The sequence below is a fragment of the Streptococcus sp. Z556 genome, from assembly GCF_053010225.1.
Genome location: NZ_JBRKNU010000001.1, coordinates 236409 through 261666 on the forward strand (window position 1 = coordinate 236409; position 25258 = coordinate 261666).

Below are 25258 nucleotides of genomic sequence, written 5' to 3' on the forward strand. Positions count from 1 at the left end.
ATGGTCAAATTGTGGCGACGTTATAAACCCTTTATCAATGCAGGGATTCAGGAGTTGATTACCTATCGAGTCAACTTTCTTCTTTATCGGATTGGCGATGTCATGGGTGCTTTTGTGGAATTTTATCTCTGGAAGGCTGTCTTTGATTCCTCGCAGGAGTCTTTGATTCAGGGGTTTAGTATGGCAGATATCACCCTCTACATCATCATGAGTTTTGTGACTAATCTTCTGACTAGGTCGGATTCTTCCTTTATGATTGGGGAGGAGGTCAAGGATGGTTCCATTATCATGCGTTTGTTGAGACCAGTGCATTTTGCGGCCTCTTATCTCTTCACCGAGCTTGGTTCCAAGTGGTTGATTTTTGTCAGTGTCGGACTTCCTTTCTTGAGTGTGATTGTCTTGATGAAAATCTTATCTGGGCAAGGGATTGTAGAAGTGCTGGGATTAACTGTCCTTTATCTCTTTAGCTTAATCCTAGCCTACCTGATCAACTTTTTCTTTAATATCTGCTTTGGATTTTCAGCTTTTGTCTTTAAAAATTTATGGGGCTCTAATCTGCTTAAGAATTCTCTGATTGACTTTATGTCTGGGAGTTTGATTCCCTTGGCTTTCTTTCCAAAGATCGTATCAGATATCCTGTCCTTCTTGCCTTTTTCATCTTTGATTTATACTCCGGTTATGATTATCGTTGGGAAATACGATGCCAGTCAGATTCTTCAGGCGCTTTTACTCCAGCTTTTCTGGCTCATAGTGATGGTAGGCTTTTCTCAGTTGATCTGGAAACGAGTCCAGTCATTCATCACTATTCAGGGAGGTTAGTATGAAAAAATATCAACGCATGCATCTGATTTTTATCAGACAATACATCAAGCAAATCATGGAATACAAGGTCGATTTTGTGGTTGGTGTCTTGGGAGTCTTTCTGACTCAAGGCCTGAACCTCTTGTTTCTCAATGTCATCTTTCAACACATTCCCTCGCTAGAAGGCTGGACTTTCCAAGAAATAGCCTTTATCTATGGTTTTTCCTTGATTCCCAAGGGATTGGACCATCTCTTTTTTGACAATCTCTGGGCACTAGGGCAGCGCTTGGTGCGAAAGGGAGAATTTGACAAGTATCTGACTCGTCCTATCAATCCTCTTTTTCACATTCTGGTTGAGACCTTTCAGATTGATGCCTTGGGTGAACTTTTGGTCGGAGGTATTTTGCTAGCGACAACGGTATCAAGCATTGCTTGGACTCTTCCCAAATTCCTGCTTTTCTTAGTCTGTATCCCCTTTGCGACCTTGATTTATACTTCCTTGAAAATCGCGACTGCCAGCATCGCTTTTTGGACCAAGCAGTCAGGCGCCATGATTTACATTTTTTATATGTTTAATGACTTTGCTAAGTACCCGATTTCGATTTACAACTCCCTTCTTCGCTGGTTGATTAGCTTTATCATCCCCTTTGCCTTTACAGCCTACTATCCTGCCAGCTATTTCTTGCAGGACAAGGATGGGCTCTTTAACATTGGTGGTTTGATTCTGATTTCACTTATCTTCTTTGCAATTTCTTTGAAACTATGGGACAGGGGCTTAGATGCCTACGAAAGTGCGGGTTCGTAAAAGGAAGAAACTCAAAGCCTTGTCTCAGGACAGGCTTTTTCTATTGGAGATGAAAATTTCTTGACATCTATTTTCAGAGTGCTATACTAAAAGGGTAATCGCCGATTTAGCTCAGTTGGTAGAGCAACGCACTCGTAACGCGTAGGTCACAGGTTCAAGCCCTGCAATCGGCAGAATCAAGAAGCCCATTAGGGCTTCTTTTTTATAAATATAGGAAAGGTGGAACGTTTGAGATGGGTTCTGTTTAAAATCCATTTCTTCGGATTATAAAAATATAAATACAAACTGTGGTTTATATTTTGTGGTATAATGTATTGTAATAAATACTTGTTTTGATACCAATCTAGAGATGATTTTATAGTTAATTATGCTAGAAATTTTTGTTTAGATTTTCTAAAAATTATAAAAAATCATGGATAGTAACGAATGAAGTCTCGTAAGCTCGGCTGAATATAAATCAAAAAGGAGAAATTATGAATAAGAAAGAACGGGAAAAACAATTTGAAGAGATCAATGGACCTAAGCGGTCTGAATCAAAGTCGGCTCCGAGTAAAAATATAAAAATCTATATTGGCCTAGTACTCGCTGCTTCAGTTACTCTCATCTTGGTAAGTGTTTTCTCGCATTCTTTGATTGGAAAGAAAGAGTCAAATCAAGCATCGTCTGCTGTTTCAACTACAGAGTCAACAAGTCAAGCGTCTACAAGCCAAGGAAAAACAGATGAGACTGATAAGGATAAACAAGAGGAAATTCAGAAACTCAAGGATCAACTGACTGCTTTAGATACCAAAATTACGGAAGCAGAAGCACTTGTTAGCAAGTTGAAGAAAGAAACTACCGTTCCAAAACCCGATATTGAAGCCATTAAGAACAATGATCTGTCTAGTTTAGAAGGTACTTGGCGTAGTCAATCTGGTAATGAATACATTATTAATGATTCTGGAGAAGTACATGCGACTTGGTTTACAAATGATCAAAAGTACGAATCTGTAGTTGGATTAAAGGTATCAAAAGGACAAGATAGTCGTAACCCTGAGACAGCGTCTATCAGTGCATGGGTAAAAGATTCTGTTGCTGGAGGATTTGTAGTAGTAGCTGTGCCAAGTGGAGTTGTTATGCAACCTGCTGATGACGGAAAGATTACGGATAAAAGCAATCATGCTGAGGAAAGACTACTTTCAGGGCAAGAGTATGGAGCGATGTTAATGAAACCAGAAAATGTTTATTATCGTGTGAAACCAGATACCAGTAAACTTGAGGAAGCAGAAAAGAACTTAGCTCAACTACAAGCAGATCGTGAATCAATCAAATCTTCTCTTGAGTCAAAGGAAAAGAAAAATTAGATGGTATTCGTTCAAAAATACTGTTACAATCGGCAGAATCAAGAAGCCCATTAGGGCTTCTTTTTCTTTTGTTACAAATACTCAACCACTTAGACAGAGATATTGACCAGATAGGCAAAAGGGCTTGTTCTTGAAAAATTCCTCTGCTATAATGATTCTTGTAAGGGACGTGAGGGGTCAGTATCAGACAACTCAAGAACCAAAAAAAGAAAATGGAGACAAAAAAATGAAAAAATTATTGGGACTTGTATTTTTAGTAGCAGCAGCGCTAGTATTGTATTTCGGATCTGTTGGATGGCCAAGTTTGGATGTCAACCTCTGGTCACTCATTCCGATAGGATTGTTCCTCTATTTCACGATAGAAAACTTTTTGAAAAAAGACTACAAGTCTAGTCTGATGTGCTTGATCATTGCCTTTATCATTGCAAATGCTATTTTTGATATTTTGCCAATTTCAAGTGGTTTGGTGATTGGTGCGGGAGTGCTAGCTTGTGTAGGACTTGGCTACCTCTGTCCTGATAAAGATAAAAAAGAAGGCAAATAAAAAGTCTCGAGGTTTCTCGAGACTTTATTGTTATTTACCAGCGTAATATTTTTGAATTCCTTTCACGATGCCTGCCACCAGTTTATCTTGGTAGTGGCTATCTCTGATTTGTTGGCTTTCAGTGAAATTATCCATATAACCAAGTTCAAGGAGGACGGCTGGTTTGGCTGTTTCGCGTAGGACGGCAAAACTTCTTTCTAACTGACCAGCATCCTTAGCCCCTGTTTCGGCTAAGAGAGAGGAGTGGATAGCAGCAGCGAGGCGCTTACTTTCACTAATGCGATCAGGATGGTTGTGCCAGTATGGATTAATCTTACTTGGATAATCAGGTTCATCGCTATAGGAGTAGGTTTGAATACCGCTCGCTTTTGAATATGCGTTTCCAGTAGCGTTGAAGTGGATACTGATAAAAATATCCGAGTTGGTTTTGTTGACCATACGGGAACGTTCTGTAATGAAATCTACATCAATATCACTATCACGTGAGGTGAGAACCTTGTAGCCTAGTTCTTCTAACTTAGTACGAAGCTTACGGTAAATCTGCATGTTGAGATCTTTTTCAGCTACATTGTAGTAAAAGGCGCCAGAATCTCGTCCGCCATGTCCGGGATCGAGGAAGATGGTCTTACTGTATTGGCCTTTTACAAATCCACCCTCAGTTGAAACTTCAGAAATCCATTTCCCATCTTTTTGGAAGAGATGGTCTTTTCCAGAAATCTTGTGAATTCCTGTAACATAGCGACCATTTTCATCCAAATAGTAACGCCCTTTGTCTTGACTATCATCAATCCACTCGCTTTTAGCCATATAGCCACCAGACTTGAGATAATAAGCTCCAATCCACTCCTGATTTGCATAACGGCCATCCGCTTTTAGATAGAACCAGCTCTTGTAGAATTTATCAAATATCCACTCTTTTTCAGCCATGGCCCCACTGGTCTTGAGGTAGTAGCTTCCTTGCCATTTATCTGCTAGCATTCCCCCATCATGAGTAAAAGAGTACCAAGAGCCCTGAATTTTTTGCCACTTGGCTTTAATGTATCTGCCTGAATCGCTAGCATAGAACCAAGTATCCTTGATTTTGACCCAGTTGTTCTCAGCCAAGGCACCACTCTTCTTAAAGAGGTAGCCCTTGAAGGTTGTTTCGCTCAACATCCTTCCTTCTTTGTCAAAATAGTACCAAGTACCCTTGATTTTCTCCCATTTGTCTTGAGAGATTTTTCCTGACGGCAGAACGTAGTACCAAACTTGATTGACCTCTTGCCAACCGTGTGATGCCATGGCTCCGCTTTGACTTAAGAAATAGCCATTAATACTTGTCTTGCTCAGCATGACTCCAGTTTGGTCAAAATAGTACCAAGAGCCGTTAATTTTTTTCCAGCTGTTCTGAGCAAGTCGTCCTGAAGGATCAGCGTAATACCATTGATTCTCCCATTTAGTCCAGCTATTTTCCACCATGGCACCCTCTTGGTCAAAGGCATAGCCTTTGTAGATAGTGGACTGGAGACGGTCACCATTTTGGTCGAAGTAGTACCATTTGCCTTGAATTTGTTTCCAATTCACTGCTGGTTGATCATCTTGGTAGAAGCGCCAGTGGTAGTTTTCTTGGTACCAGCCCTCCTTTTTGGGTTTGGCTTCTTGCATATCTACTTTTGGAAGAGCCTCAGGTTCTGTATTCTCCTTAACAATAGCATCTTTTTGAACATCTTTGGTTTGCTTTTCTTTAACTGCAGAAGGAGTTTGTGATTGGTTTTCTTCTGCAGAGACGGGTGCTAGAGTAGATCCTGCTATTGACAGAATCAGAGCACTGGCAAGTAGTAACTTTTTCACTTTCTATTTCCTAACTTTTTCTTTTTCTCTTTAAATTTTTATTTTTTATCAATTATCAAACTGAACTTCTTCTAGTAAGTATTCGATAAAGCGTTCGCCCATCTTAGACAGGCTGGTTTTTTCATGCTGGATATAGACCAGCTCAATGGGATCGTTTATGTCCAGTGGAATGGAAACGATATTGTCTCCGTTGAGGTTGCTGTTCAAAATCCCTGTTGCGATCGTGTATCCGTCCAAACCAATCAAGAGATTAAAGAGAGTGGCACGGTCGCTGACTACGATAGATTTTTTGTGGTATTCCTGCGAGAGAATCTCTTCAGAGAAGTAGAAGGAGTTGTGAGTCCCTTGGTCATAGCTGAGGTAAGGGAAGTTCTCCAAGTCTTCTAGTTTAACCTTATCTTTCTTTGCTAGAGGGTTGGTCTTGCTGACAAAGATATGGGGCTGAGCTGTAAAGAGATGGTGGGCTAAGAGGTGGTTGTCATCCAGCATTTTTGTTAAAACATCTCGGTTATAACTGTTCAAAAAGAGGACACCGACTTCACTACGGAAGTTCTTGACATCGTCGATAATCTCCCAAGTCCGAGTTTCACGAAGGAAGAGCTCGTATTTTTCCATATCACTTTTCTTGAGTAGGGATACAAAGGCATTGACCACAAAGGCATAGTGTTGAGACGAAACGCTAAAGAGTTCGCGGTGGGCGACAGGATTTTTATAGCGTTCCTCCAGAAGCTGGGTTTGCTCGACAACTTGACGGGCATAGGAGAGAAATTCCATCCCATCACGGGTCAAGGTAATGCCCTTGGGATTGCGGATAAAGATTTCAATACCCATTTCATTTTCCAAGTCTCGAACGGCATTGGAGAGACTGGGTTGGGTGATAAAGAGTTGCTTGGCTGCTTCATTCATAGAGCCAGTTTCGACGATTTTGATAATATAGTGTAGTTGTTGAATTCTCATGTTTTTATTGTACCATACTTGGTGAAGAATGGACAATGAAGACGAAGAAAATAGGGGGAAAGAGCCGGTCCAGTATTGAAAAAAAGTCTGAAATCTGTTAGAATGAAAGCTATGAAAACATTCTATGATGTGCAGCAATTTCTCAAACAGTTTGGCATTATTGTCTATGTGGGGAAGCGCTTGTATGATATTGAACTGATGAAGCTCGAACTCTCTCGGATCTATGATGCAGGTCTGATGGACAAGCTAGACTATCTAGAGGCAGAAGCTGTTCTTCGTAGAGAGCACAAGATAGAATTAGACTACATAGAGAAAAATGGAGATAAGAACTTATGACAATTTGGATTTTGTGGGGAATCGTACTAGCGATGGCGGCATGGATGGGGTATAACTACCTTCGTATTCGTCGTGCGGCTAAGATTGTGGACAATGCAGAATTTGAAGCCTTGATTCGAAAAGGGCAGTTGATTGATGTCCGTGATGCAGCAGAATTTCACAGAAAACATATCCTCGGAGCTCGCAATATTCCTTCAAATCAGTTGAAGTCAAGCCTTGCAGCCCTTCGTAAGGATAAACCTGTCCTTCTCTACGAAAACCAACGCGGACAACGAGTGACCAATGCAGCTCTCTATCTGAAAAAACAAGGTTTTTCTGAGATTTATATCCTTTCTTATGGATTGGATTCTTGGATTGGTAAGGTCAAGACTAGCTAATATTTTATTAAAAACTGTCGAATGATAGATAAAGCTAGTATCTTAAGGTATCATCATTTATAATAAATTTAAGGAGATTTTGTAATATGAATTCACAACAAAAGAAAAAACCTTCACTTATTTTAGGTATCTTATCTATCGTCCTTGGTTTGCTATTTCCAATAGTTGGTCTGATTTTGGGGATCATAGGATTGGTCTTGGCTTTTTCATACCAAAAAGAATCTGGACTGGACTATAAAACAGAAAAAATTCTCAACATCGTAGGTCTTGTAGTTTCTGTTCTTAACTGGATTCTAGCCGTCGCAGTATTTTTTAGATAAGCAAAAAAGAAAAAAGCTTTAAACATAAAGCTTTTTTCTTTTATCCACTTTTCTCTAAGTAGTTTTTAATGATTTCCAATTCCTCTGGATTCAAGGGACGGTATTGCCCTTCTGCTAGTTCTGGGTCTAAAGTGAAATCACCGAACTGGACTCGTTTGAGAGAGGTCACTTTGACACCAACTGAGAGAAACATTTTCTTAACCTGATGAAACTTCCCTTCTGAAATGGTGATGGAGGCATGGCTCTCTGTTGGGCTTGAGGACAGAATTTCGAGCTGAGCTGGTTTACAAGTGGTCCCATCTAAAAAGACGATTCCCTCTTTGAATTTTTGGATATGTTCTGACATGAGCGGTCCGTTTACTACCACTTGATAGGATTTATCGACATGGTACTGGGGATGAAGGAGCTGGAAGCCTAAAGGTCCATTGTCTGTCAAAAGGAGCAGTCCTGTCGTATCGCGGTCTAGCCTACCTATCGCGTAGAGCTTGTCAGACTGGATGTCAGGCGGAAGCAGGTCCATGACGGTTGGCAGTTTCTTATCCTTGCTGGCTGTAACGACTCCGTTTGGTTTATGAAGCATGAGGTAGATGTGCTCATATCCTTGGAGTTTTCTATCTTTAAAAATCAGCTCTTGCAACCCTGTATCAACATTCTGTGCAAGGGAAGAAGCCGCTCGTCCATCTACTAAAATTTCTTTTTTCAGAAGAGCCTGTTTCATGGCTTTCCGACTGATTTTTTCCTGGGCTAATAATCTATCTAAACGCATACCAGCTTATCTTATCATAAGTCTCTGACTTTGAAAAGAGTTGCCTTGACTAGAAAAGCAGAGTGAAAACATTTACACTTGGCTGAACTGTGATTTTTGAATGAGACTGTGGTATAATTGTTCAGTTAGAAATAAAAATTTAAATATTAGAGGAAATCATGACAAAATTAAGAGAAGATATCCGTAACATTGCGATTATCGCCCACGTTGACCACGGGAAAACAACCCTTGTTGACGAATTATTGAAACAATCTGAAACTCTTGATGCACGTACTGAATTGGCAGAGCGCGCTATGGACTCAAATGATATCGAGAAAGAGCGTGGAATTACCATCCTTGCGAAAAACACTGCCGTTGCTTACAACGGAACTCGTATCAACATCATGGACACACCAGGACACGCGGACTTCGGTGGAGAAGTTGAGCGTATCATGAAAATGGTTGACGGTGTTGTCTTGGTCGTAGATGCCTACGAAGGAACCATGCCACAAACTCGTTTCGTATTGAAAAAAGCCTTGGAACAAGACCTTGTCCCAATCGTGGTTGTCAACAAAATCGACAAACCATCAGCTCGTCCAGCAGAGGTAGTGGACGAAGTATTGGAACTCTTCATCGAGCTTGGTGCAGATGATGATCAGCTTGATTTCCCAGTAGTGTATGCTTCAGCTATTAACGGAACATCTTCATTATCAGACGATCCAGCTGATCAAGAAAAAACAATGGCGCCAATCTTTGACACGATTATCGACCACATCCCAGCTCCAGTAGATAACTCAGATGAGCCTTTGCAATTCCAAGTGTCACTTTTGGACTACAACGACTTCGTTGGACGTATCGGTATCGGTCGTGTCTTCCGTGGTACGGTTAAGGTTGGGGACCAAGTTACCCTTTCTAAACTGGACGGCACAACCAAAAACTTCCGTGTTACAAAACTCTTCGGTTTCTTTGGTTTGGAACGTCGTGAAATCCAAGAAGCAAAAGCAGGTGATTTGATTGCTGTTTCTGGTATGGAAGATATCTTTGTTGGTGAAACCATTACTCCGACAGATGCAGTTGAAGCTCTTCCAATCCTACATATCGATGAGCCAACTCTTCAAATGACCTTCTTGGTCAACAACTCACCATTTGCAGGTCGTGAAGGAAAATGGGTGACTTCTCGTAAGGTGGAAGAACGCTTGCAAGCAGAATTGCAAACAGACGTTTCTCTTCGTGTTGAGCCTACAGACTCACCAGATAAATGGACTGTTTCAGGACGTGGAGAATTGCACTTGTCAATCCTCATCGAGACTATGCGTCGTGAAGGTTATGAGCTTCAAGTATCTCGTCCAGAAGTTATCGTAAAAGAAATTGACGGTGTTAAATGTGAACCATTTGAACGTGTACAAATCGATACTCCAGAAGAATACCAAGGATCTGTTATCCAAAGCCTTTCTGAACGTAAGGGTGAAATGTTGGATATGATTTCAACTGGTAATGGTCAAACTCGTTTGGTCTTCCTTGTTCCAGCGCGTGGTTTGATCGGTTACTCAACTGAGTTCTTGTCAATGACTCGTGGCTACGGTATCATGAACCATACCTTTGATCAATACTTGCCATTGATTCCAGGTGAAATTGGTGGACGTCACCGTGGTGCCCTTGTTTCCATCGATGCTGGTAAGGCTACAACTTACTCAATCATGTCGATCGAAGAACGTGGTACAATCTTTGTCAACCCAGGTACTGAGGTTTACGAAGGAATGATCATCGGTGAAAACTCTCGTGAAAACGACTTGACAGTTAATATCACCAAGGCCAAACAAATGACCAACGTCCGTTCAGCTACTAAGGACCAAACAGCGGTTATCAAGACACCTCGTATCTTGACCCTTGAAGAATCACTTGAGTTCTTGAACGACGACGAGTACATGGAAGTAACGCCTGAGTCTATCCGTTTGCGTAAGCAAATCCTTAACAAGGCAGAGCGTGAGAAAGCCAATAAAAAGAAAAAATCAGCTGAGTAAGAGCTAGAAAGAGATAAAGATGGTCTATTTAATCATAGGGATACTCTTATTACTACTCTATGTATTTGCGACACCCCAAAGTATCAAAGGAACAGTCAACATCGTTATCTTGGTCTTTGTAGTTGTTGCACTCTTGATTTTGCTGATGTTGTCCATCTTGCAAATCTTCCAATTACCTACAGAATTCTTTGTCACAATCGCCATGCTGGCCCTAGCCTACTTTAGCTTGAGAGACATTACGCTCATGTCTGTAAAAAAGAGCAAAAGAAGATAAATAGAAAGAGAGCTACGGCTCTCTTTTTCTATTGTATAATGAGAGTTAGAGCATTTTCGTTTAGTATTATTTCCATAAAAATGGTAAAATAGTAGGAGTAGAAATGGAGTTTGAGACATGAAAGTAATCGATCAATTTAAAAATAAGAAAGTACTTGTTTTAGGTTTGGCTAAGTCTGGTGAGTCTGCGGCTCGTTTGCTGGACAAGCTGGGTGCTATTGTCACTGTTAATGACGGCAAACCTTTTGAGGAAAATCCTGCTGCGCAAAGTCTGTTAGAAGAGGGAATCAAGGTTGTCACTGGTGGCCATCCTTTGGAGCTCTTGGATGAAGATTTTGCTTTGATGGTGAAAAATCCAGGTATCCCGTATAGCAATCCCATGATTGAAAAGGCATTGGCAAAGGGGATTCCAGTCTTGACTGAGGTGGAATTGGCTTATTTGATTTCGGAAGCGCCAATTATCGGTATCACTGGCTCAAATGGAAAAACGACCACAACGACCATGATTGGGGAAGTTTTGTCTGCTGCTGGTCAACGAGGTCTCTTGTCAGGGAACATCGGCTATCCTGCTAGTCAAGTGGCTCAAACTGCGACAGAAAAGGATACCCTTGTCATGGAACTTTCTTCTTTCCAACTGATGGGAATCCAGGAGTTCCATCCGGAAATTGCGGTCATTACCAATCTCATGCCTAGCCACCTTGACTATCATGGCTCTTTTGAGGAGTATGTGGCAGCCAAGTGGAATATCCAGAACAAGATGACAGCAGCTGATTTTCTTGTCTTGAACTTTAACCAAGACTTGGCAAAAGACTTGGCCACAAAAACAGAGGCTACTGTTGTACCATTTTCAACAAAGGAAAAGGTTGATGGGGCTTATCTAGAAAACGGTCTGCTCTACTTCCGTGGTGAAGAGGTCATGGCAGCAGATGAAATCGGTGTTCCAGGTAGCCACAATGTAGAAAATGCCCTTGCAACAATTGCAGTAGCCAAACTTCGTGGTGTGGACAATCAAACCATTAAGGAAACTCTCTCAGCCTTTGGTGGCGTCAAACACCGTCTCCAATTCGTGGATGAGATTAAGGGTGTCAAATTCTATAACGATAGCAAGTCAACCAATATCCTAGCTACTCAAAAAGCCTTGTCAGGATTTGACAACAGCCAGGTCATCTTAATTGCAGGTGGTTTGGACCGTGGGAATGAATTTGACGAGCTGGTGCCAGACATCACTGGACTCAAGAAAATGGTCATCCTCGGTCAGTCTGCAGAACGTGTCAAACGGGCAGCGGATAAGGCTGGTGTGACTTATGTAGATGCGACAGATATTGCTGATGCGACCTGCAAGGCCTATGAGCTTGCGACTCAAGGAGATGTAGTCCTTCTCAGTCCTGCAAATGCTAGCTGGGATATGTATGCTAACTTTGAAGTACGTGGAGACCTCTTTATCGACACAGTAGCGGAGTTAAAGGAATAATATGAAAAAAATTGTCTTTACAGGCGGGGGGACGGTTGGACATGTCACCCTCAACCTTTTGTTAATGCCTAAGTTCATCGAAGACGGCTGGGAAGTTCACTATATTGGTGACAAGCATGGAATCGAACACCAAGAAATCCTCAAGTCAGGTTTGGATGTTACTTTCCATTCTATTGCGACTGGAAAGTTGCGTCGTTATTTCTCTTGGCAAAACATGCTGGACGTCTTCAAAGTTGGTTGGGGAATTGTCCAATCCCTCTTTATCATGTTACGACTGCGTCCACAGGCTCTTTTTTCTAAGGGAGGATTTGTCTCAGTACCGCCGGTTATCGCAGCGCGTGTGTCAGGAGTACCTGTCTTTATTCACGAATCGGACCTATCTATGGGCTTGGCCAATAAAATTGCCTATAAATTCGCAACCAAGATGTACTCAACCTTTGAGCAGCCTGCTAGTCTTGCAAAAGTCGAGCATGTGGGGGCAGTGACCAAGGTAACAGATCAAGAGACGCCAGAACCAGACGAGTTGGTGGATATCCAAACTCACTTTAATCCCAAATTGCCAACCGTATTATTTGTCGGAGGTTCTGCAGGAGCTCGTGTATTTAACCAACTGGTAACAGACCACAAGAAAGTGCTAACAGAACGCTACAATATTATTAACCTCACAGGAGATTCTAGCCTTAATGAGTTGAGCCAAAATCTCTTCCGTATCGACTATGTGACGGATCTCTATCAACCCTTGATGGAGATGGCGGATGTGGTGGTGACTCGAGGTGGGGCCAACACGATTTTTGAACTCTTGGCTATGGCTAAACTCCATCTCATTGTCCCTCTTGGACGTGAGGCTAGCCGAGGAGACCAGATTGAAAATGCGGCCTATTTTGTTAAAAAGGGTTATGCAGTAGAACTCCAAGAGACAGAATTGACCTTGGAAAGCTTGGAGGAGAAAGTCAGTCACCTGCTTAGTCATAAGGACCAATACCAAGTTAGTATGAAGGCTTCAACTGAATTGAAATCTCTTAATGATTTTTATGCCCTACTAAGAAAAGACTTATCATAAGGAAAACCAATGTCAAAGGATAAGAAAAAAGAATCAAACCAGAAACAAGAATTGTCTGAATGGCAGAAACGGAACCAAGAATACCTGAAAAAGAAGGCTGAGGAGGAAGCTGCTCTAGCTGCGGAGAAGGAAAAGGAAAAACAAGCTCGAAAGGAAGCCAACTCGAAGTTATTGGAGGAGGCCAAGAAATCCTCGAGTCAGTCCGACGAGGAAGATACAAGTCCAAGTCAGAAACCCTCCGAGAAAGATGAGAAAGCTCAAAAGGAAGACAGCGAAGTAAAAAAAGAGAAAGAGAAAAAGAAAAAAGAAAAGCCAGAAAAACCTGCCAAGCCGAAAATTGCTCCTGTTCATATTTGGAGGGCAGTCAGTATCTTGGTGCCGAGTGTTCTGGTTCTCCTCCTTTCTATCTATCTCTTGACTCCTCTTTCGACTCTTAAGCATATCGAGGTTAAGGGGAATGTCCAGACCCAAGCGGATGACATTAAACAGGTTTCTGGCATTCAGGATAGTGACTATACCTTGTCTTTGTTATTGAACAAGGACAAGCACGCTGAGCAGATCAAGTCGAATCACTGGATAGAGTCAGCAACGATTGACTACAAATTTCCAACAAACTTTACGATTGAAGTCAAAGAGTTTGAGATTGTGGGCTACTATGTGACAGGTGAAGACCACTATCCAATCCTGTCTAGTGGAACAATTGACTCAAGCCCTGTCAACCTTTTGAACCTGCCTGAGACCTACCTAACAGTTACCTTTAACGATGAGCAGCAGGTGAAGGATCTGATTTCGGGTCTTTCTAGCATCAGTGAGGACATAAAGAGTCAAATCCAGAAGATCGAACTAGCCCCAAGTAAGGCAACTGCCGATCTTCTAAAAATCACCATGCTAGATACAGATGAGATTTTGGTTCCCTTGTCAGAATTGAGCAAGAAATTGCCTTATTACAGCAAAATTAAGCCACAACTAGCAGAACCGAGTTTTATCGATATGGAAGCTGGAATCTATAGTACGAGCCTAGCGGATAAACTTTTGGAAGAAGCTGAGGAAAAAGCTAAAAAAGAGGCACAGGAAGCTGAGAAGAAAAAACAGGAAGAAAAAGAAGCTGAAGAAAAGAAACAACAGCAACAACAATAAAGCCCAGTTTTTACTTGACAAGTTCCTATATAAATAATAGAATAGTAAAAAACCTTTAAAGCAGTCCAGAGAGGCAGCTAAGGTTAGACGGTGAAAGGGTGGAGACTACCCATTTTTCGTGGAACCTTGCTGCTAGCAGGTTCCTTTTTTCATAGTCCTTTTAAGGAGTTTGGTGGACTGCAAGAAGAATGAGAAGGAGAAATATATGCGTGAGAGTCGCCCAGTCATTGCCCTAGATTTTCCCAGTTTTGAAGAAGCAAAGGAATTTTTAGCCCTTTTTCCAGCAGAGGAAAAACTCTATGTCAAGGTTGGAATGGAAATCTATTATGCGGTTGGTCCAGAGGTTGTTCGTTATTTGAAATCATTAGGACACAGCGTTTTTTTGGATCTCAAGTTGCATGATATTCCAAACACGGTTAAATCGACCATGAAAATCTTGTCTAGTTTGGGTGTCGATATGACTAATGTTCAGGCTGCAGGTGGGGTTGAAATGATGCAGGCTGCGCGTGAAGGGTTGGGAGATAAGGGAATTCTCATCGCGGTGACCCAGCTGACCTCAACATCCGAAGAACAGATGCAAGACTGCCAAAATATTCAAACAAGTCTGCAAGAATCGGTGATTCACTATGCTAAGAAAACAGCAGAAGCTGGATTGGATGGAGTGGTTTGTTCAGCCCAAGAAGCTCAACTCATCAAGGAAGCTACAAACGAAGATTTTATCTGCTTGACGCCAGGTATTCGACCAGCAGGTGCTGAAGCAGCGGATCAAAAACGCGTAGTGACCCCTGGTCAGGCCTATCAAATCGGTAGTGACTACATTGTAGTAGGTCGTCCAATCACGCAGGCGGAAGACCCTGTAGCAGCCTACCATGCTATCAAGGAAGAATGGACACGAGACTGGGCCTAAAGCGTATTCGCTAAGAGATGTAAGGATAAGAAGGAGAAAACCATGACACTTGCTAAAGACATTGCTAGCCACCTATTGAAAATTCAGGCAGTTTACCTTAAACCAGAAGAGCCTTTTACTTGGGCATCGGGTATCAAGTCACCTATCTATACAGATAACCGCGTGACTCTGGCTTACCCAGAAACTAGAACCTTGATTGAAAATGGTTTTGTAGATGCTATCAAGACAGCCTTTCCAGAGGTAGAAGTGATTGCAGGAACAGCGACAGCAGGGATTCCCCACGGAGCCATCATTGCTGACAAAATGAACCTGCCCTTTGCCTATATCCGTAGCAAACCAAAAGACCACGGAGCAGGCAACCAAATCGAAGGCCGTGTAGCCCAAGGTCAAAAGATGGTCGTTGTCGAAGATTTGATTTCAACTGGTGGTTCTGTTCTCGAAGCAGTGGCTGCTGCTAAACGTGAAGGGGCAGACGTTCTTGGTGTTGTAGCGATTTTTAGTTATCAACTACCAAAAGCAGATAAGAACTTTGCGGATGCTGGAGTCAAATTGGTGACACTATCTAACTATAGCGAGCTTATTCACCTAGCCCAAGAAGAAGGTTACATCACACCAGAGGGATTGGCTCTCTTAAAACGCTTTAAAGAAGACCAAGAAAATTGGCAAAATGCTTAAAACATAGAAAATCAGGTAGTCACAAGGATTACCTGTTTTTTTTGAAAGGTCCAGGTAATCAGTTTGAAATTCCCAGACAAAATTTTTGAAAGGATTTTGAAAAAGAGGTAAGATAGTTTATGCAAGAAAAAGTAAACGCTTACTTAACAAGGAGGGCATTTTATGTCATATAAAACAAGTAATGCAGAAGGACCTGTAGATTTTATTAACGCTTATGATTTAGAGGCAATGGCGCAACAAGTCATTCCAAAAGCTGCCTTTGGCTATATCGCCAGTGGAGCGGAAGATACTTTCACTTTGCGGGAGAATATCCGCGCCTTTAACCACAAGCTTATTGTTCCACATACACTTTGTGATGTGGAAAATCCAAGTACAGAGATTGAATTTGCAGGTGAAAAATTATCTTCACCAATCATTATGGCGCCTGTTGCAGCTCATAAATTAGCAAATGAACAAGGTGAAGTGGCTACTGCGCGTGGTGTTCATGAGTTTGGTTCCCTCTATACAACTAGCTCTTACTCTACTGTAGACCTTCCAGAAATTACAGAAGCCCTTCAAGGGACGCCTCACTGGTTCCAATTTTACTTTAGTAAGGATGACGGTATCAACCGCCACATCATGGACCGTGTGAAGGCTGAAGGCTACAAAGCGATTGTCTTGACGGCAGATGCAACTGTAGGGGGCAATCGTGAGGTCGACAAGCGCAATGGATTCGTCTTCCCAGTTGGCATGCCGATTGTTGAAGAATACCTTCCAGAAGGTGCTGGTAAATCAATGGACTTTGTTTACAAATCAGCCAAACAACGCTTGTCTCCACGCGATGTCGAATTTATCGCTGCTTACTCAGGTCTTCCTGTTTATGTCAAGGGGCCACAATGCCGTGAGGACGTTGAACGCTCTCTTGCTGCAGGTGCTTCTGGTATCTGGGTAACCAACCACGGTGGTCGTCAAATTGACGGTGGGCCAGCGGCCTTTGACTCGCTTCAAGAAGTGGCTGAAGCAGTTGCTAAACGTGTGCCAATTGTCTTTGACTCTGGTGTTCGTCGCGGTCAGCATGTCTTTAAAGCCTTGGCTTCAGGAGCAGATTTGGTAGCTATTGGTCGCCCTGTGATCTATGGCTTGGCTCTTGGTGGTAGTGTGGGTGTACGCCAAGTCTTTGAACACTTGAATGCAGAATTAAAGACAGTCATGCAGTTATCTGGAACTCAGACTATTGAAGATGTTAAACGCTTCAAACTGCGTCACAATCCATACAATCCATCCTTCCCAATTGATTCACGTGATTTGAAGTTGTATTGATAAAGTAGAAAGTCTCCATTTGATGTGGAGGCTTTTCTTCGTGTATAGAAAGATTAAATCGCTATCAGAAACTATATAAATATATTTTCCAGTCAAATGTCTTGCTAGAGCTTTCATTTTTTGCTATACTGGTCCAGTAATAAAATAATAAAGACATTTGGGGTGCTTTAGGCTGAGATGATACCCATTGAACCTGATACAGTTAAGACTGGCGAAGGGAAATGTGAAAAGTTTTTTTCGTATGTCGAAAAGAACCGTCTAATCTTGTAAGGTAAACTCTAATTCTTAATTGTAATTGGAGTTTTTTTTGTTTATACAAACTTGATAGGCTTGTTTAGGTAGCTCTCTGCAAATGCCCTCGATGTTCTTAAAAAGTATCAAGTGGAATTACGATTTTACTTGGTATCTCTTGGTATTTTATTGATTACTAAGGAGTAAAGAAAGGAAAAATAAATATGGAAACACAAGACTATGCATTTCAGCCAGGTTTGACCGTTGGAGAATTATTAAAAAGCAGTCAGAAGGATTGGCAGGCTGCAATCAATCATCGTTTTGTTAAGGAACTTTTTGCGGGGACAATTGAGAATAAGGTCTTAAAAGACTACCTGATTCAAGATTATCATTTCTTTGATGCCTTCTTATCCATGCTGGGAGCTTGTGTAGCTCACGCAGACCAGCTTGAATCCAAACTTCGTTTTGCCAAGCAACTAGGCTTTCTTGAAGCAGATGAAGATGGTTATTTCCAAAAGGCTTTCAAAGAGTTAAAAGTAGCAGAGAATGACTATCTAGAAGTGACCTTGCACCCTGTAACAAAAGCCTTTCAGGAGCTAATGTATTCTGCTGTTGCTTCATCAGACTATGCTCATCTTTTAGTCATGCTGGTCATTGCAGAAGGTCTCTATTTAGACTGGGGTTCTAAAGATTTGGCTCTACCTGAAGCCTATATTCATTTGGAATGGATCAATCTCCACAGAGGTCCTTTCTTTACAGAGTGGGTTCAATTTCTGGTTGATGAACTCAATCGTGTCGGGAAAGGTAGAGAAGATTTGACAGAACTTCAGCAACGCTGGAATCAAGCAGTTGCTTTAGAATTAACCTTTTTTGATATTGGTTATGAATTATAGGACAGATTCAATCCTTTGATGTAGATTAAAAGAATTAACAAACAAACCATATAAATATATTTTCCGGTCAAATATCTTGCTAGAGCTTTCAAATTCTGTTATACTGGTCAAGTAATAAAATAATAAAGACATTTGGGGTGCTATAGGCTGAGATAATACCCATTGAACCTGATACAGTTAAGACTGGCGAAGGGAAATGTGAAAAGGTTTTTTTCGTATGTCGAAAAGAACTGTCTAATCTTGTAAGCTAAACTCTAATTCTTGATTGTAATTGGAGTTTTTTTGTTTATATAAGCTGGATGAAGGCGATACAAAGCATTTAGGTAGGTCTCCTTGAATGTCCCACTTTTCTTTAAAAAAAGGAGTTTTTTATGTTGAAAAAATGGCAATTAAAAGATGTTATCTTACTTGCTTTCTTGTCTATCTTTTTTGGTGGCGTTTTTGTGGGATCTGGCTATCTGTTTGATATCCTCACTCTGATTTTAGCCCCTCTTGGCTTGCAGGCTTTTGCCAATGAAATCCTCTTTGGTCTCTGGTGTATGGCTGCGCCTATTGCGGCTATCTTTGTTCCAAGAGTCGGAAGTGCAACGATTGGAGAAGTGCTCGCTGCGCTTGCTGAAGTTCTTTATGGTAGCCAATTCGGTCTAGGCGCTCTGTTGTCTGGCTTGGTTCAAGGTCTGGGAAGTGAATTTGGCTTTCTTGTGACCAAGAATCGCTATGAAAGTTGGCTCTCTCTAACTGCTAATAGTATTGGGATTACCCTTTTTAGCTTTGTCTATGAATACATTAAATTAGGTTACTATGCCTTCTCCCTTCCTTTTGTCCTTTCCTTACTGGTGGTGCGTTTTATTTCCGTCTTTTTCTTCTGTACCATCTTGGTTCGTGCCATTGTCAAACTTTATCATCAGTTTGCTGCTGGGGGCAAGGCATAGATGGGACTGGAACTACGAGCGATTCAGTCCCCAATCTTCTCTGAGCCGCTTGATTTTACTTTTCATGCGCAAGCTTTTACCTTGTTAGTTGGGAGCAGTGGTTCAGGAAAATCCAGCCTCTTTCAAGTCATTGCTCAAGTAAGTTCTCTTCCCTATAGTGGTCAAGTCCTGATAGATGGGAGCGAGGTCAGTCAGCTTTCTATCGTCGAACGTGTCCAGACGGTTGGCATTCTCTTTCAAAATCCCAATCATCAATTTACCATGGAGAACTTGTTTGAGGAGCTGATTTTTACCTTGGAGAATATCGACCATCCTGTTCAAGAGATTGATGCTAAAATAGCAGAGGTGGTTCGGCAATGTCGTTGCGAGCCAATCTTGCACCGTCCCATTCATCACCTATCAGGTGGGGAAAAGCAAAAGGCTGCGCTAGCTGTCCTCTTTGCTATGAATCCTAGGGTCTATCTCTTGGATGAGCCCTTCGCTTCCATTGACCGCAAGAGCAGAATCGAGATATTGGAGATTCTAAAAGAGTTAGCTCTTGATGGGAAGACAGTCATCCTGTGTGACCATGATTTATCAGACTATGAAGCCTATATCGACCATATGGTGGAGCTAAGAGACGGGCAACTGAGGGAAGTGTTTCAAGTCCCTTACTCTGAGATGATACAGGTTTCTTCAAAGAATGTTGCTTCTAGCCCAGAACTATTTCATATGGATCGTGTGACTTGTGAGCTGGGTAACCGCCCCCTCTTTTCGATTGCTGATTTTACATTCTACCAAGGAATTTCCTGTATCTTGGGTGATAATGGTGTCGGGAAATCAACCCTCTTTCGCTCTATTCTTCAATTTCAAAAGTATAAGGGGTGCATTACTTGGAAGGGGAAAGTCCTGAAAAAGAAAAAGAGTTTGTATCGTGATCTGACTGGTGTTGTTCAGGAAGCTGAGAAGCAATTTATCAGAGCCAGTCTGCGAGAAGAGCTTCAATTAGATGGACCTGATTCTGAAAGAAATCAGCGAATTTTCCAAGCTTTACAATATTTTGATCTGGAGCAGGCTCTTGATAAGAGTCCCTACCAATTAAGTGGCGGCCAGCAAAAGATTCTTCAGCTCTTGACCATCTTGACTAGTAAGGCCTCTGTGATCTTGCTAGATGAACCTTTTGCAGGTTTGGATGATAGAGCTTGCCATTATTATTGTCAGTGGATGTTGGAGGAGAGAAATCAAGGGAGAAGTTTTTTGATCATTAGCCATCGTTTAGATCCCTTGATCTCTGTGGTTGATTATTGGATTGAGATGACTAGTGAGGGTCTCAGTCATGTGAAAGAAGTGACAATTACCAAACCTCTCCCATCTCTGAAAAATGATACTTTAGGGGAGGTGAGATAGTATGATCAAAGTAGCAACCCAGACACCGATTATCAGTCTCTTCTTGCTGATTTTATCCTTGGAAACATCTTTCATTCCTTCGATTGCTCTTAATCTTTCAGTAGCTGCATTTTGCATACTCTTCATGCTCTATTACCGTCGATTTAAGATGTTGGCTTGGATGATTGTGCTCGCCATTTTACCATCTTTGGCTAATTACTGGGCAGTTCAGTTACATGGGGATGCTTCGCAGGCAGTGATACTTGGGACGAGGGCTTTTGTGACGGTTTGTATCGGTCTTGTCTTTGTTTCCTCTATTTCCCTAAAAGAGCTTCTCTTGTACTTAGCTCAAAAGGGGTTATCACGGTCTTGGGCTTATGCCTTGATTGTGGTATTTAATTCCTTTCCCCTCATTCAGCAGGAAATCAAGTCCCTCAAAGAAGCTTGCCTATTACGTGGTCAAGAACTGCATGTTTGGTCTCCCTTGATTTACAGCAAGGTTCTGATGACAGTCTTTAGGTGGCGCCATCTTTATCTGAGAGCTCTGTCGGCGCATGGATATGACGAACATGCACAGGTGGAGAATAGCTATCGGACTTTTTCTATTCCTAAAAAAACAAAATTAATCTACCTGCTTTTCTTTTTATTGCTTCAAACCAGTCTATTTTTATAAAGGAGTTATTATGGAATTTACAGATATTGCGATGGAATTATCCAAGGAAGCTTGGCAGGCTTCTTTTCATCATCCCTTTATTTTACAATTACAAGAGGGAAATTTAGAACCTGATATTTTCCGCTATTACCTGATTCAAGATGCCTACTATCTGAAGGCCTTCTCAGAAATCTATCACCTCTTGGCTGATAAGACTTCGAATCAAGAGATGAAAAGACTCTTGAAACAAAATGCTCAGAGTCTAGTGGAGGGTGAGTTGTTTATCCGCCAACAATTTTTCAAGGAATTGGGAATCAGCGACCAGGAAATGGAGCAACATCCAATCGCTCCCACCTGCTATCATTACATTTCTCACATTTATCGGCAATTTGCAGAGCCAAACTTGGGCATTGCTTTTGCAAGTTTGCTACCTTGTCCTTGGCTATACCATGATATAGGTAAATCACTTAATCTTAAACCATCACCAAATCCTCTCTACCAACAATGGATTGAAACTTATATTACGGATGAGTTAGAGCAGCAGATCAGAGAGGAGGGAGAGCTGGTCAATCAACTCTATCGCGAAAGCAATGAGACGGACAAACAAAAAATGCTAGAGGCCTTCCACCGCAGTGTTCACATGGAAGCCAAGTTTTGGGAGATGGCTTACCAACACCAAACATGGATGAGTGATTTGCAGTCCTTAGGAAAAGAGAAGAAATAGAAAATGAGAAACCACCGACTTCAAGTTCACAAATTAACCATTTTATCCATGATGATTGCCCTTGACGTAGTTCTTACACCCATCTTTCGAATTGAAGGAATGGCACCAATGTCCAGTGTAGTCAACATTCTTGCAGGAATCTTGATGGGACCTATTTATGCCTTGGTCATGGCTACAGTCACAGCCTTTATCCGTATGTCTACTCAAGGCATTCCGCCCTTGGCCCTCACAGGAGCTACTTTTGGAGCCCTCCTTGCAGGTCTCTTTTATAAGTACGGTCGAAAATTTCATTATTCTGCCCTAGGAGAGATTTTGGGAACAGGGATTATCGGTTCCATTGTTTCCTATCCTGTCATGGTTCTCTTTACCGGATCTGCGGCCAAGCTCAGCTGGTTTATCTATACTCCGCGATTTTTCGGAGCGACCTTGATCGGTACAGCCATAGCTTTTCTTGCCTTTCGATTTTTAATTAAGCAGGAATTCTTTAAAAAAGTACAAGGATATTTCTTTGGAGAAAGGATAGACTGATGCAGGAATTTACAAATCCCTTTCCTCTGAGCTCTAGCTCCTTAATTCACTGCATCACCAATGAGATTTCTTGTGAGATGCTGGCCAATGGCATTTTGGCTCTGGGATGCAAACCAGTCATGGCAGATGATCCCCGTGAGGTTCTTGATTTTACTAAACAAAGCCAAGCTCTCTTCATCAATTTGGGGCATTTGTCAGCTGAGAAGGAGAAAGCAATCCGCATGGCAGCTACTTATGCAGCTCAAGCTTGTCTCCCAATGGTAGTAGATGCAGTTGGCGTTGCGGCTTCCCCCATTCGTAAGGATCTAGTCAGAGATCTTTTAGAATACAAGCCCACGGTCCTTAAAGGAAATATGTCAGAAATCCGAAGTCTTGTTGGCTTAAAGCACCACGGAGTTGGAGTTGACGCTAGCCATAAAGATCAAGAAACTGAGGATTTGCTTCAAGTCTTGAAAGACTGGTGTCAGCTTTATCCTGGTATGTCATTCTTAGTCACTGGCCCCAAGGACCTCATCGTTTCAGAAAATCAAGTTGCTGTATTGGGAAATGGCTGTGCAGAATTAGACTGGATAACAGGGACAGGAGACTTAGTTGGAGCCTTGACAGCCGTTTTTCTTAGCCAAGGAATGACTGCCTTTGAAGCTTCTTGTCTAGCGGTCTCTTATCTCAATATCGCTGCTGAGAGAATAGTTGTTCAAGGAATGGGATTGGAAGATTTTCGTTACCAAGTTCTCAATCAACTCTCTCTCCTAAAAAGAAACGAAAATTGGCTAGAAGCCATCAAAGGAGACTTTTATGAATAGAGAAGTACTTAAACTGTATCTAGTAACCAATCGCTACCAAGATTCCTTGGAAAACTTTCTTGAAAAAGTTGAGACAGCCTGCCGTTCAGGTGTTACTATCATCCAATTACGAGAAAAAAATCTCACCACCAATCAATACTATCACTTGGCAAAACAAGTCAAGGAAATAACAGATGCCTACCAGGTGCCCTTGATCATTGATGATCGGTTGGATGTCTGTCTTGCAGTCGATGCAGCAGGTCTGCATATCGGCGACGATGAACTACCAGTTTCGGTTGCCCGCAAAGTCTTGGGTCCTGAAAAAATCCTCGGTGTCACTGCTAAAACAGTTAATAGAGCTCTCGAAGCAGAAACATGGGGTGCGGATTACTTGGGAACAGGAGCCATTTTCCCGACTACGACCAAAGAAAATGCACCCATTACCCTGATTTCAACCTTGAAAACAATTTGCCAAACGGTCGCCATTCCAGTAGTTGCTATCGGAGGCTTGACGTCAGAGAATATTGACCAACTTATCGGCACGGGTATAGCTGGAGTAGCTGTCGTACGTGATCTGATGCAGGCAGAAGATATTGAGGCAAAAACTCAAGCCTTTTTAACAAAGCTGGATGACATGATTTCCTAATAAAAAACTCTCTAATTCCCTTAAAGTGGGAACTAGAGAGTTTTTTCTTAATCTTTAAAAGTTGTATGGTTGACTGGTCCAGAACCATGACCGAGTTGAGGAGCGTCTTGGATGGCTTTTGTGATAAAGGCCTTGGCTTTATCAACTGCCTGGTAAAGACTTCTGCCCTTGGCTAGTTCAGCTGTAATCACTGCAGCAAAGGTACATCCAGTACCATGGGTGTGACAAGTTTGAATTCTTGGACTTTCCCAGACAAATTGTTCCTCCTTGGTAAAAAGGAAATCCTTGGCACCGCCTTCAAGATGGCCACCTTTGATAACAACGGACTGAGGACCAAATTCTTTTATAATCAGGCGACCGGCACGCTGCATGTCTTCGGGGTCATGGATTGAAAAACCAACAATCTCTTCTGCCTCAGGAAGATTGGGCGTGATAATGCTTGCAAGGGGAAGCAGATTTGTTTTTAGGTAGTCTCTGGCACTGGAATCAATCAGAGTGTCCCCACTCGTAGCGACCATAACAGGGTCCAGCACATAGGGACAGTCCAGCTTTTTAAGATAGGGTTGGATGATCTCCATGATCTCAGTAGTTGCCAACATCCCTGTTTTTACAGCCTGAGGCTTGATATCCGAAAAGACACTCTCCAATTGGGCTTCCAACATTTGGTTGGAGACGTGCTCGATTAGCTGAACACCTCTGGTATTTTGAGCGACAAGACTGGTCACAACGGCCATTCCATAGACATCTCTCGCTTGGAACGACTTTAAGTCAGCCATAATGCCAGCACCGCCACTAGGGTCAGTTCCTGCAATGGTTAGAGCAACGGGTAAATAAGTCATCTAAAACCTCCCAACCAACTGAAGTTTGTATTCTTAAGAACAAGCTAGTCTGTTTCAGGAAAGCAATAGAAGACAAGTAGTCCTCATTATCATTTCCACTTCCATCAGCTAGCATTACCTAGATTGAGTCAAAGGGATCTAACAGTCGTTAATCTCAGCTTTACGCACCCCTAGTGGTTGTTTTCTTTTTTCTACAGTATAGCATATTTTTATAGTTTATATAGTGAAATTTGACTGAAAATCTCTCGTTACATGATTATTATTCTATTTTTCGAAAAAATAATAAAAATTATAGTTGACAAATGTAGATTTTGAGAGTATACTAAAATTTATAATTGACAAATGTAGATTTAGGAGGTGTGCTGATGCAGATTTCAGATGCAGAATGGCAGGTTATGAAGATTATTTGGATGCAGGGAGAACAGACCAGCACGGATTTGATCAGGGTTCTGGCGGAGCGGTTTGACTGGTCCAAGTCCACGGTTCAGACCCTTTTGGCTCGTCTGGTTGAGAAAGAGTGTTTGACTAGGAAAAAAGAAGGCAAGTTCTTTGTCTATTCAGCCCTTTTAACTCTGGATCAAAGTCGAGACTTGCTTGTCCAAGATATCAAAGACAAGGTTTGTTCTCGTAGGATTAAGAACTTGTTGGCTGATTTGATTGTCGAATGTGATTTCACTTTGGCTGACTTGGAAGACTTGGAAGCTGTGATTTCTGAGAAGAAAGTTAGCGCTGTAACAGAAGTAAGATGTAATTGTATGTAAAGGA

Annotated in this window: 28 protein-coding genes, 1 tRNA gene and 3 riboswitches; of the genes, 25 read left to right on the forward strand and 4 right to left on the reverse strand. The window is 41.8% G+C overall.

Annotated elements, in window-relative coordinates:
- The 5 genes from ACVC7S_RS01095 (at position 1) to ACVC7S_RS01115 (ending at position 3493) form a co-directional block, all read left to right on the forward strand.
- Positions 1 to 819, forward strand: coding sequence for an ABC transporter permease (locus tag ACVC7S_RS01095; RefSeq protein ID WP_447265875.1), 819 nt, complete (start codon positions 1 to 3; stop codon positions 817 to 819).
- A gap of 1 nt (position 820) precedes the next feature.
- The gene (locus tag ACVC7S_RS01100; protein ID WP_447265876.1) at positions 821 to 1606 is read left to right on the forward strand and encodes an ABC transporter permease; all 786 of its coding nucleotides are present in this window, start codon (positions 821 to 823) and stop codon (positions 1604 to 1606) included.
- Positions 1607 to 1706: 100 nt separating this feature from the next.
- Positions 1707 to 1779 (forward strand) — tRNA-Thr (locus tag ACVC7S_RS01105).
- Positions 1780 to 2079: 300 nt separating this feature from the next.
- A complete protein-coding gene (locus tag ACVC7S_RS01110) occupies positions 2080 to 2949 on the forward strand; it encodes a DUF6287 domain-containing protein (protein ID WP_447265877.1) in 870 nt (289 codons plus the stop codon).
- 226 nt (positions 2950 to 3175) lie between these two features.
- Entirely contained in the window at positions 3176 to 3493 is a 318-nt protein-coding gene (locus ACVC7S_RS01115) for a LiaF transmembrane domain-containing protein (protein WP_447265878.1), read from the forward strand.
- 30 nt (positions 3494 to 3523) lie between these two features.
- On the opposite strand, the gene ACVC7S_RS01120 is transcribed toward ACVC7S_RS01115, so the two are convergent.
- A complete protein-coding gene (locus ACVC7S_RS01120; RefSeq protein WP_447265879.1) occupies positions 3524 to 5323 on the reverse strand; it encodes an N-acetylmuramoyl-L-alanine amidase in 1800 nt (599 codons plus the stop codon).
- 48 nt (positions 5324 to 5371) lie between these two features.
- Complete coding sequence (locus ACVC7S_RS01125; RefSeq protein ID WP_061587722.1) at positions 5372 to 6280, reverse strand: LysR family transcriptional regulator; 909 nt, start codon at positions 6278 to 6280, stop codon at positions 5372 to 5374.
- A gap of 102 nt (positions 6281 to 6382) precedes the next feature.
- Between ACVC7S_RS01125 and ACVC7S_RS01130 the strand changes: the two genes are divergently transcribed.
- The 3 genes from ACVC7S_RS01130 to ACVC7S_RS01140 all read left to right on the forward strand — a co-directional run bounded on the left by ACVC7S_RS01130 (position 6383) and on the right by ACVC7S_RS01140 (position 7313).
- Positions 6383 to 6616: a YqgQ family protein gene (locus ACVC7S_RS01130; RefSeq protein WP_002874361.1), complete on the forward strand. Its 234-nt coding sequence runs from the start codon at positions 6383 to 6385 to the stop codon at positions 6614 to 6616.
- Positions 6613 to 6993, forward strand: a complete 381-nt coding sequence (locus tag ACVC7S_RS01135; protein WP_000158115.1) for a rhodanese-like domain-containing protein — start codon at positions 6613 to 6615, stop codon at positions 6991 to 6993. The genes ACVC7S_RS01130 and ACVC7S_RS01135 overlap by 4 nt, the downstream gene beginning before the upstream one ends.
- 86 nt (positions 6994 to 7079) lie before the next feature.
- On the forward strand, positions 7080 to 7313 hold the full coding sequence (locus ACVC7S_RS01140; RefSeq protein ID WP_447265880.1) for a DUF4190 domain-containing protein: 234 nt from the start codon (positions 7080 to 7082) through the stop codon (positions 7311 to 7313).
- Between the two features lie 40 nt (positions 7314 to 7353).
- Here the strand turns inward: ACVC7S_RS01140 and ACVC7S_RS01145 are convergent, their stop codons facing one another.
- On the reverse strand, positions 7354 to 8079 hold the full coding sequence (locus ACVC7S_RS01145) for a 16S rRNA pseudouridine(516) synthase (protein WP_447265881.1): 726 nt from the start codon (positions 8077 to 8079) through the stop codon (positions 7354 to 7356).
- 158 nt (positions 8080 to 8237) lie between these two features.
- On the opposite strand from ACVC7S_RS01145, the gene typA reads away from it, so the two are divergent.
- From typA to thiE, 16 genes are all read left to right on the forward strand, one after another.
- Complete coding sequence (gene typA, locus ACVC7S_RS01150; protein WP_447265882.1) at positions 8238 to 10079, forward strand: translational GTPase TypA; 1842 nt, start codon at positions 8238 to 8240, stop codon at positions 10077 to 10079.
- Between the two features lie 19 nt (positions 10080 to 10098).
- Complete coding sequence (locus ACVC7S_RS01155) at positions 10099 to 10353, forward strand: DUF3165 family protein (RefSeq protein ID WP_000262665.1); 255 nt, start codon at positions 10099 to 10101, stop codon at positions 10351 to 10353.
- A gap of 117 nt (positions 10354 to 10470) precedes the next feature.
- Complete coding sequence (murD, locus tag ACVC7S_RS01160) at positions 10471 to 11823, forward strand: UDP-N-acetylmuramoyl-L-alanine--D-glutamate ligase (RefSeq protein ID WP_447265883.1); 1353 nt, start codon at positions 10471 to 10473, stop codon at positions 11821 to 11823.
- Position 11824: 1 nt separating this feature from the next.
- Entirely contained in the window at positions 11825 to 12883 is a 1059-nt protein-coding gene (locus ACVC7S_RS01165; RefSeq protein WP_447265884.1) for a UDP-N-acetylglucosamine--N-acetylmuramyl-(pentapeptide) pyrophosphoryl-undecaprenol N-acetylglucosamine transferase, read from the forward strand.
- Positions 12884 to 12892: 9 nt separating this feature from the next.
- A complete protein-coding gene (locus tag ACVC7S_RS01170; RefSeq protein ID WP_447265885.1) occupies positions 12893 to 14020 on the forward strand; it encodes a cell division protein FtsQ/DivIB in 1128 nt (375 codons plus the stop codon).
- Between the two features lie 205 nt (positions 14021 to 14225).
- Positions 14226 to 14927 carry an orotidine-5'-phosphate decarboxylase gene (pyrF, locus tag ACVC7S_RS01175; protein ID WP_409003357.1) on the forward strand — a complete coding sequence of 234 codons (702 nt, stop codon included), beginning with the start codon at positions 14226 to 14228 and terminating at the stop codon, positions 14925 to 14927.
- A gap of 42 nt (positions 14928 to 14969) precedes the next feature.
- Positions 14970 to 15602, forward strand: coding sequence for an orotate phosphoribosyltransferase (pyrE, locus tag ACVC7S_RS01180; protein WP_409003358.1), 633 nt, complete (start codon positions 14970 to 14972; stop codon positions 15600 to 15602).
- A gap of 162 nt (positions 15603 to 15764) precedes the next feature.
- Entirely contained in the window at positions 15765 to 16901 is a 1137-nt protein-coding gene (gene lctO / locus ACVC7S_RS01185; RefSeq protein ID WP_447265886.1) for an L-lactate oxidase, read from the forward strand.
- 148 nt (positions 16902 to 17049) lie between these two features.
- Positions 17050 to 17138, forward strand: a riboswitch (TPP riboswitch).
- 218 nt (positions 17139 to 17356) lie between these two features.
- Positions 17357 to 18025 carry a TenA family protein gene (locus ACVC7S_RS01190; RefSeq protein ID WP_447265887.1) on the forward strand — a complete coding sequence of 223 codons (669 nt, stop codon included), beginning with the start codon at positions 17357 to 17359 and terminating at the stop codon, positions 18023 to 18025.
- A gap of 123 nt (positions 18026 to 18148) precedes the next feature.
- A riboswitch (TPP riboswitch) is annotated at positions 18149 to 18237 on the forward strand.
- Between the two features lie 159 nt (positions 18238 to 18396).
- Entirely contained in the window at positions 18397 to 18957 is a 561-nt protein-coding gene (locus ACVC7S_RS01195; protein WP_000915272.1) for an ECF transporter S component, read from the forward strand.
- Positions 18958 to 20343 (forward strand): ATP-binding cassette domain-containing protein, encoded by a 1386-nt coding sequence (locus ACVC7S_RS01200; RefSeq protein WP_447265888.1) that lies wholly within the window; start codon positions 18958 to 18960, stop codon positions 20341 to 20343.
- A gap of 1 nt (position 20344) precedes the next feature.
- Positions 20345 to 20995 (forward strand): energy-coupling factor transporter transmembrane component T, encoded by a 651-nt coding sequence (locus ACVC7S_RS01205; protein WP_447265889.1) that lies wholly within the window; start codon positions 20345 to 20347, stop codon positions 20993 to 20995.
- Between the two features lie 10 nt (positions 20996 to 21005).
- Complete coding sequence (gene tenA, locus ACVC7S_RS01210) at positions 21006 to 21698, forward strand: thiaminase II (protein WP_447265890.1); 693 nt, start codon at positions 21006 to 21008, stop codon at positions 21696 to 21698.
- 3 nt (positions 21699 to 21701) lie between these two features.
- Positions 21702 to 22226, forward strand: a complete 525-nt coding sequence (gene thiW, locus ACVC7S_RS01215; protein WP_447265891.1) for an energy coupling factor transporter S component ThiW — start codon at positions 21702 to 21704, stop codon at positions 22224 to 22226.
- Positions 22226 to 23029, forward strand: coding sequence for a hydroxyethylthiazole kinase (locus ACVC7S_RS01220; protein WP_447265892.1), 804 nt, complete (start codon positions 22226 to 22228; stop codon positions 23027 to 23029). The genes thiW and ACVC7S_RS01220 overlap by 1 nt, the downstream gene beginning before the upstream one ends.
- Positions 23022 to 23654 carry a thiamine phosphate synthase gene (thiE, locus tag ACVC7S_RS01225; RefSeq protein ID WP_447265893.1) on the forward strand — a complete coding sequence of 211 codons (633 nt, stop codon included), beginning with the start codon at positions 23022 to 23024 and terminating at the stop codon, positions 23652 to 23654. Before ACVC7S_RS01220 ends, thiE begins: the two co-directional genes overlap by 8 nt.
- A gap of 47 nt (positions 23655 to 23701) precedes the next feature.
- Here thiE and thiD read toward each other — a convergent pair whose 3' ends face one another.
- A complete protein-coding gene (gene thiD, locus ACVC7S_RS01230) occupies positions 23702 to 24493 on the reverse strand; it encodes a bifunctional hydroxymethylpyrimidine kinase/phosphomethylpyrimidine kinase (protein WP_373075860.1) in 792 nt (263 codons plus the stop codon).
- 83 nt (positions 24494 to 24576) lie between these two features.
- Positions 24577 to 24675: riboswitch (TPP riboswitch) on the reverse strand.
- 183 nt (positions 24676 to 24858) lie between these two features.
- Here thiD and ACVC7S_RS01235 point away from each other — a divergent pair.
- Positions 24859 to 25254, forward strand: coding sequence for a CopY/TcrY family copper transport repressor (locus ACVC7S_RS01235; protein WP_447265894.1), 396 nt, complete (start codon positions 24859 to 24861; stop codon positions 25252 to 25254).
- Positions 25255 to 25258: the final 4 nt, after the last annotated feature.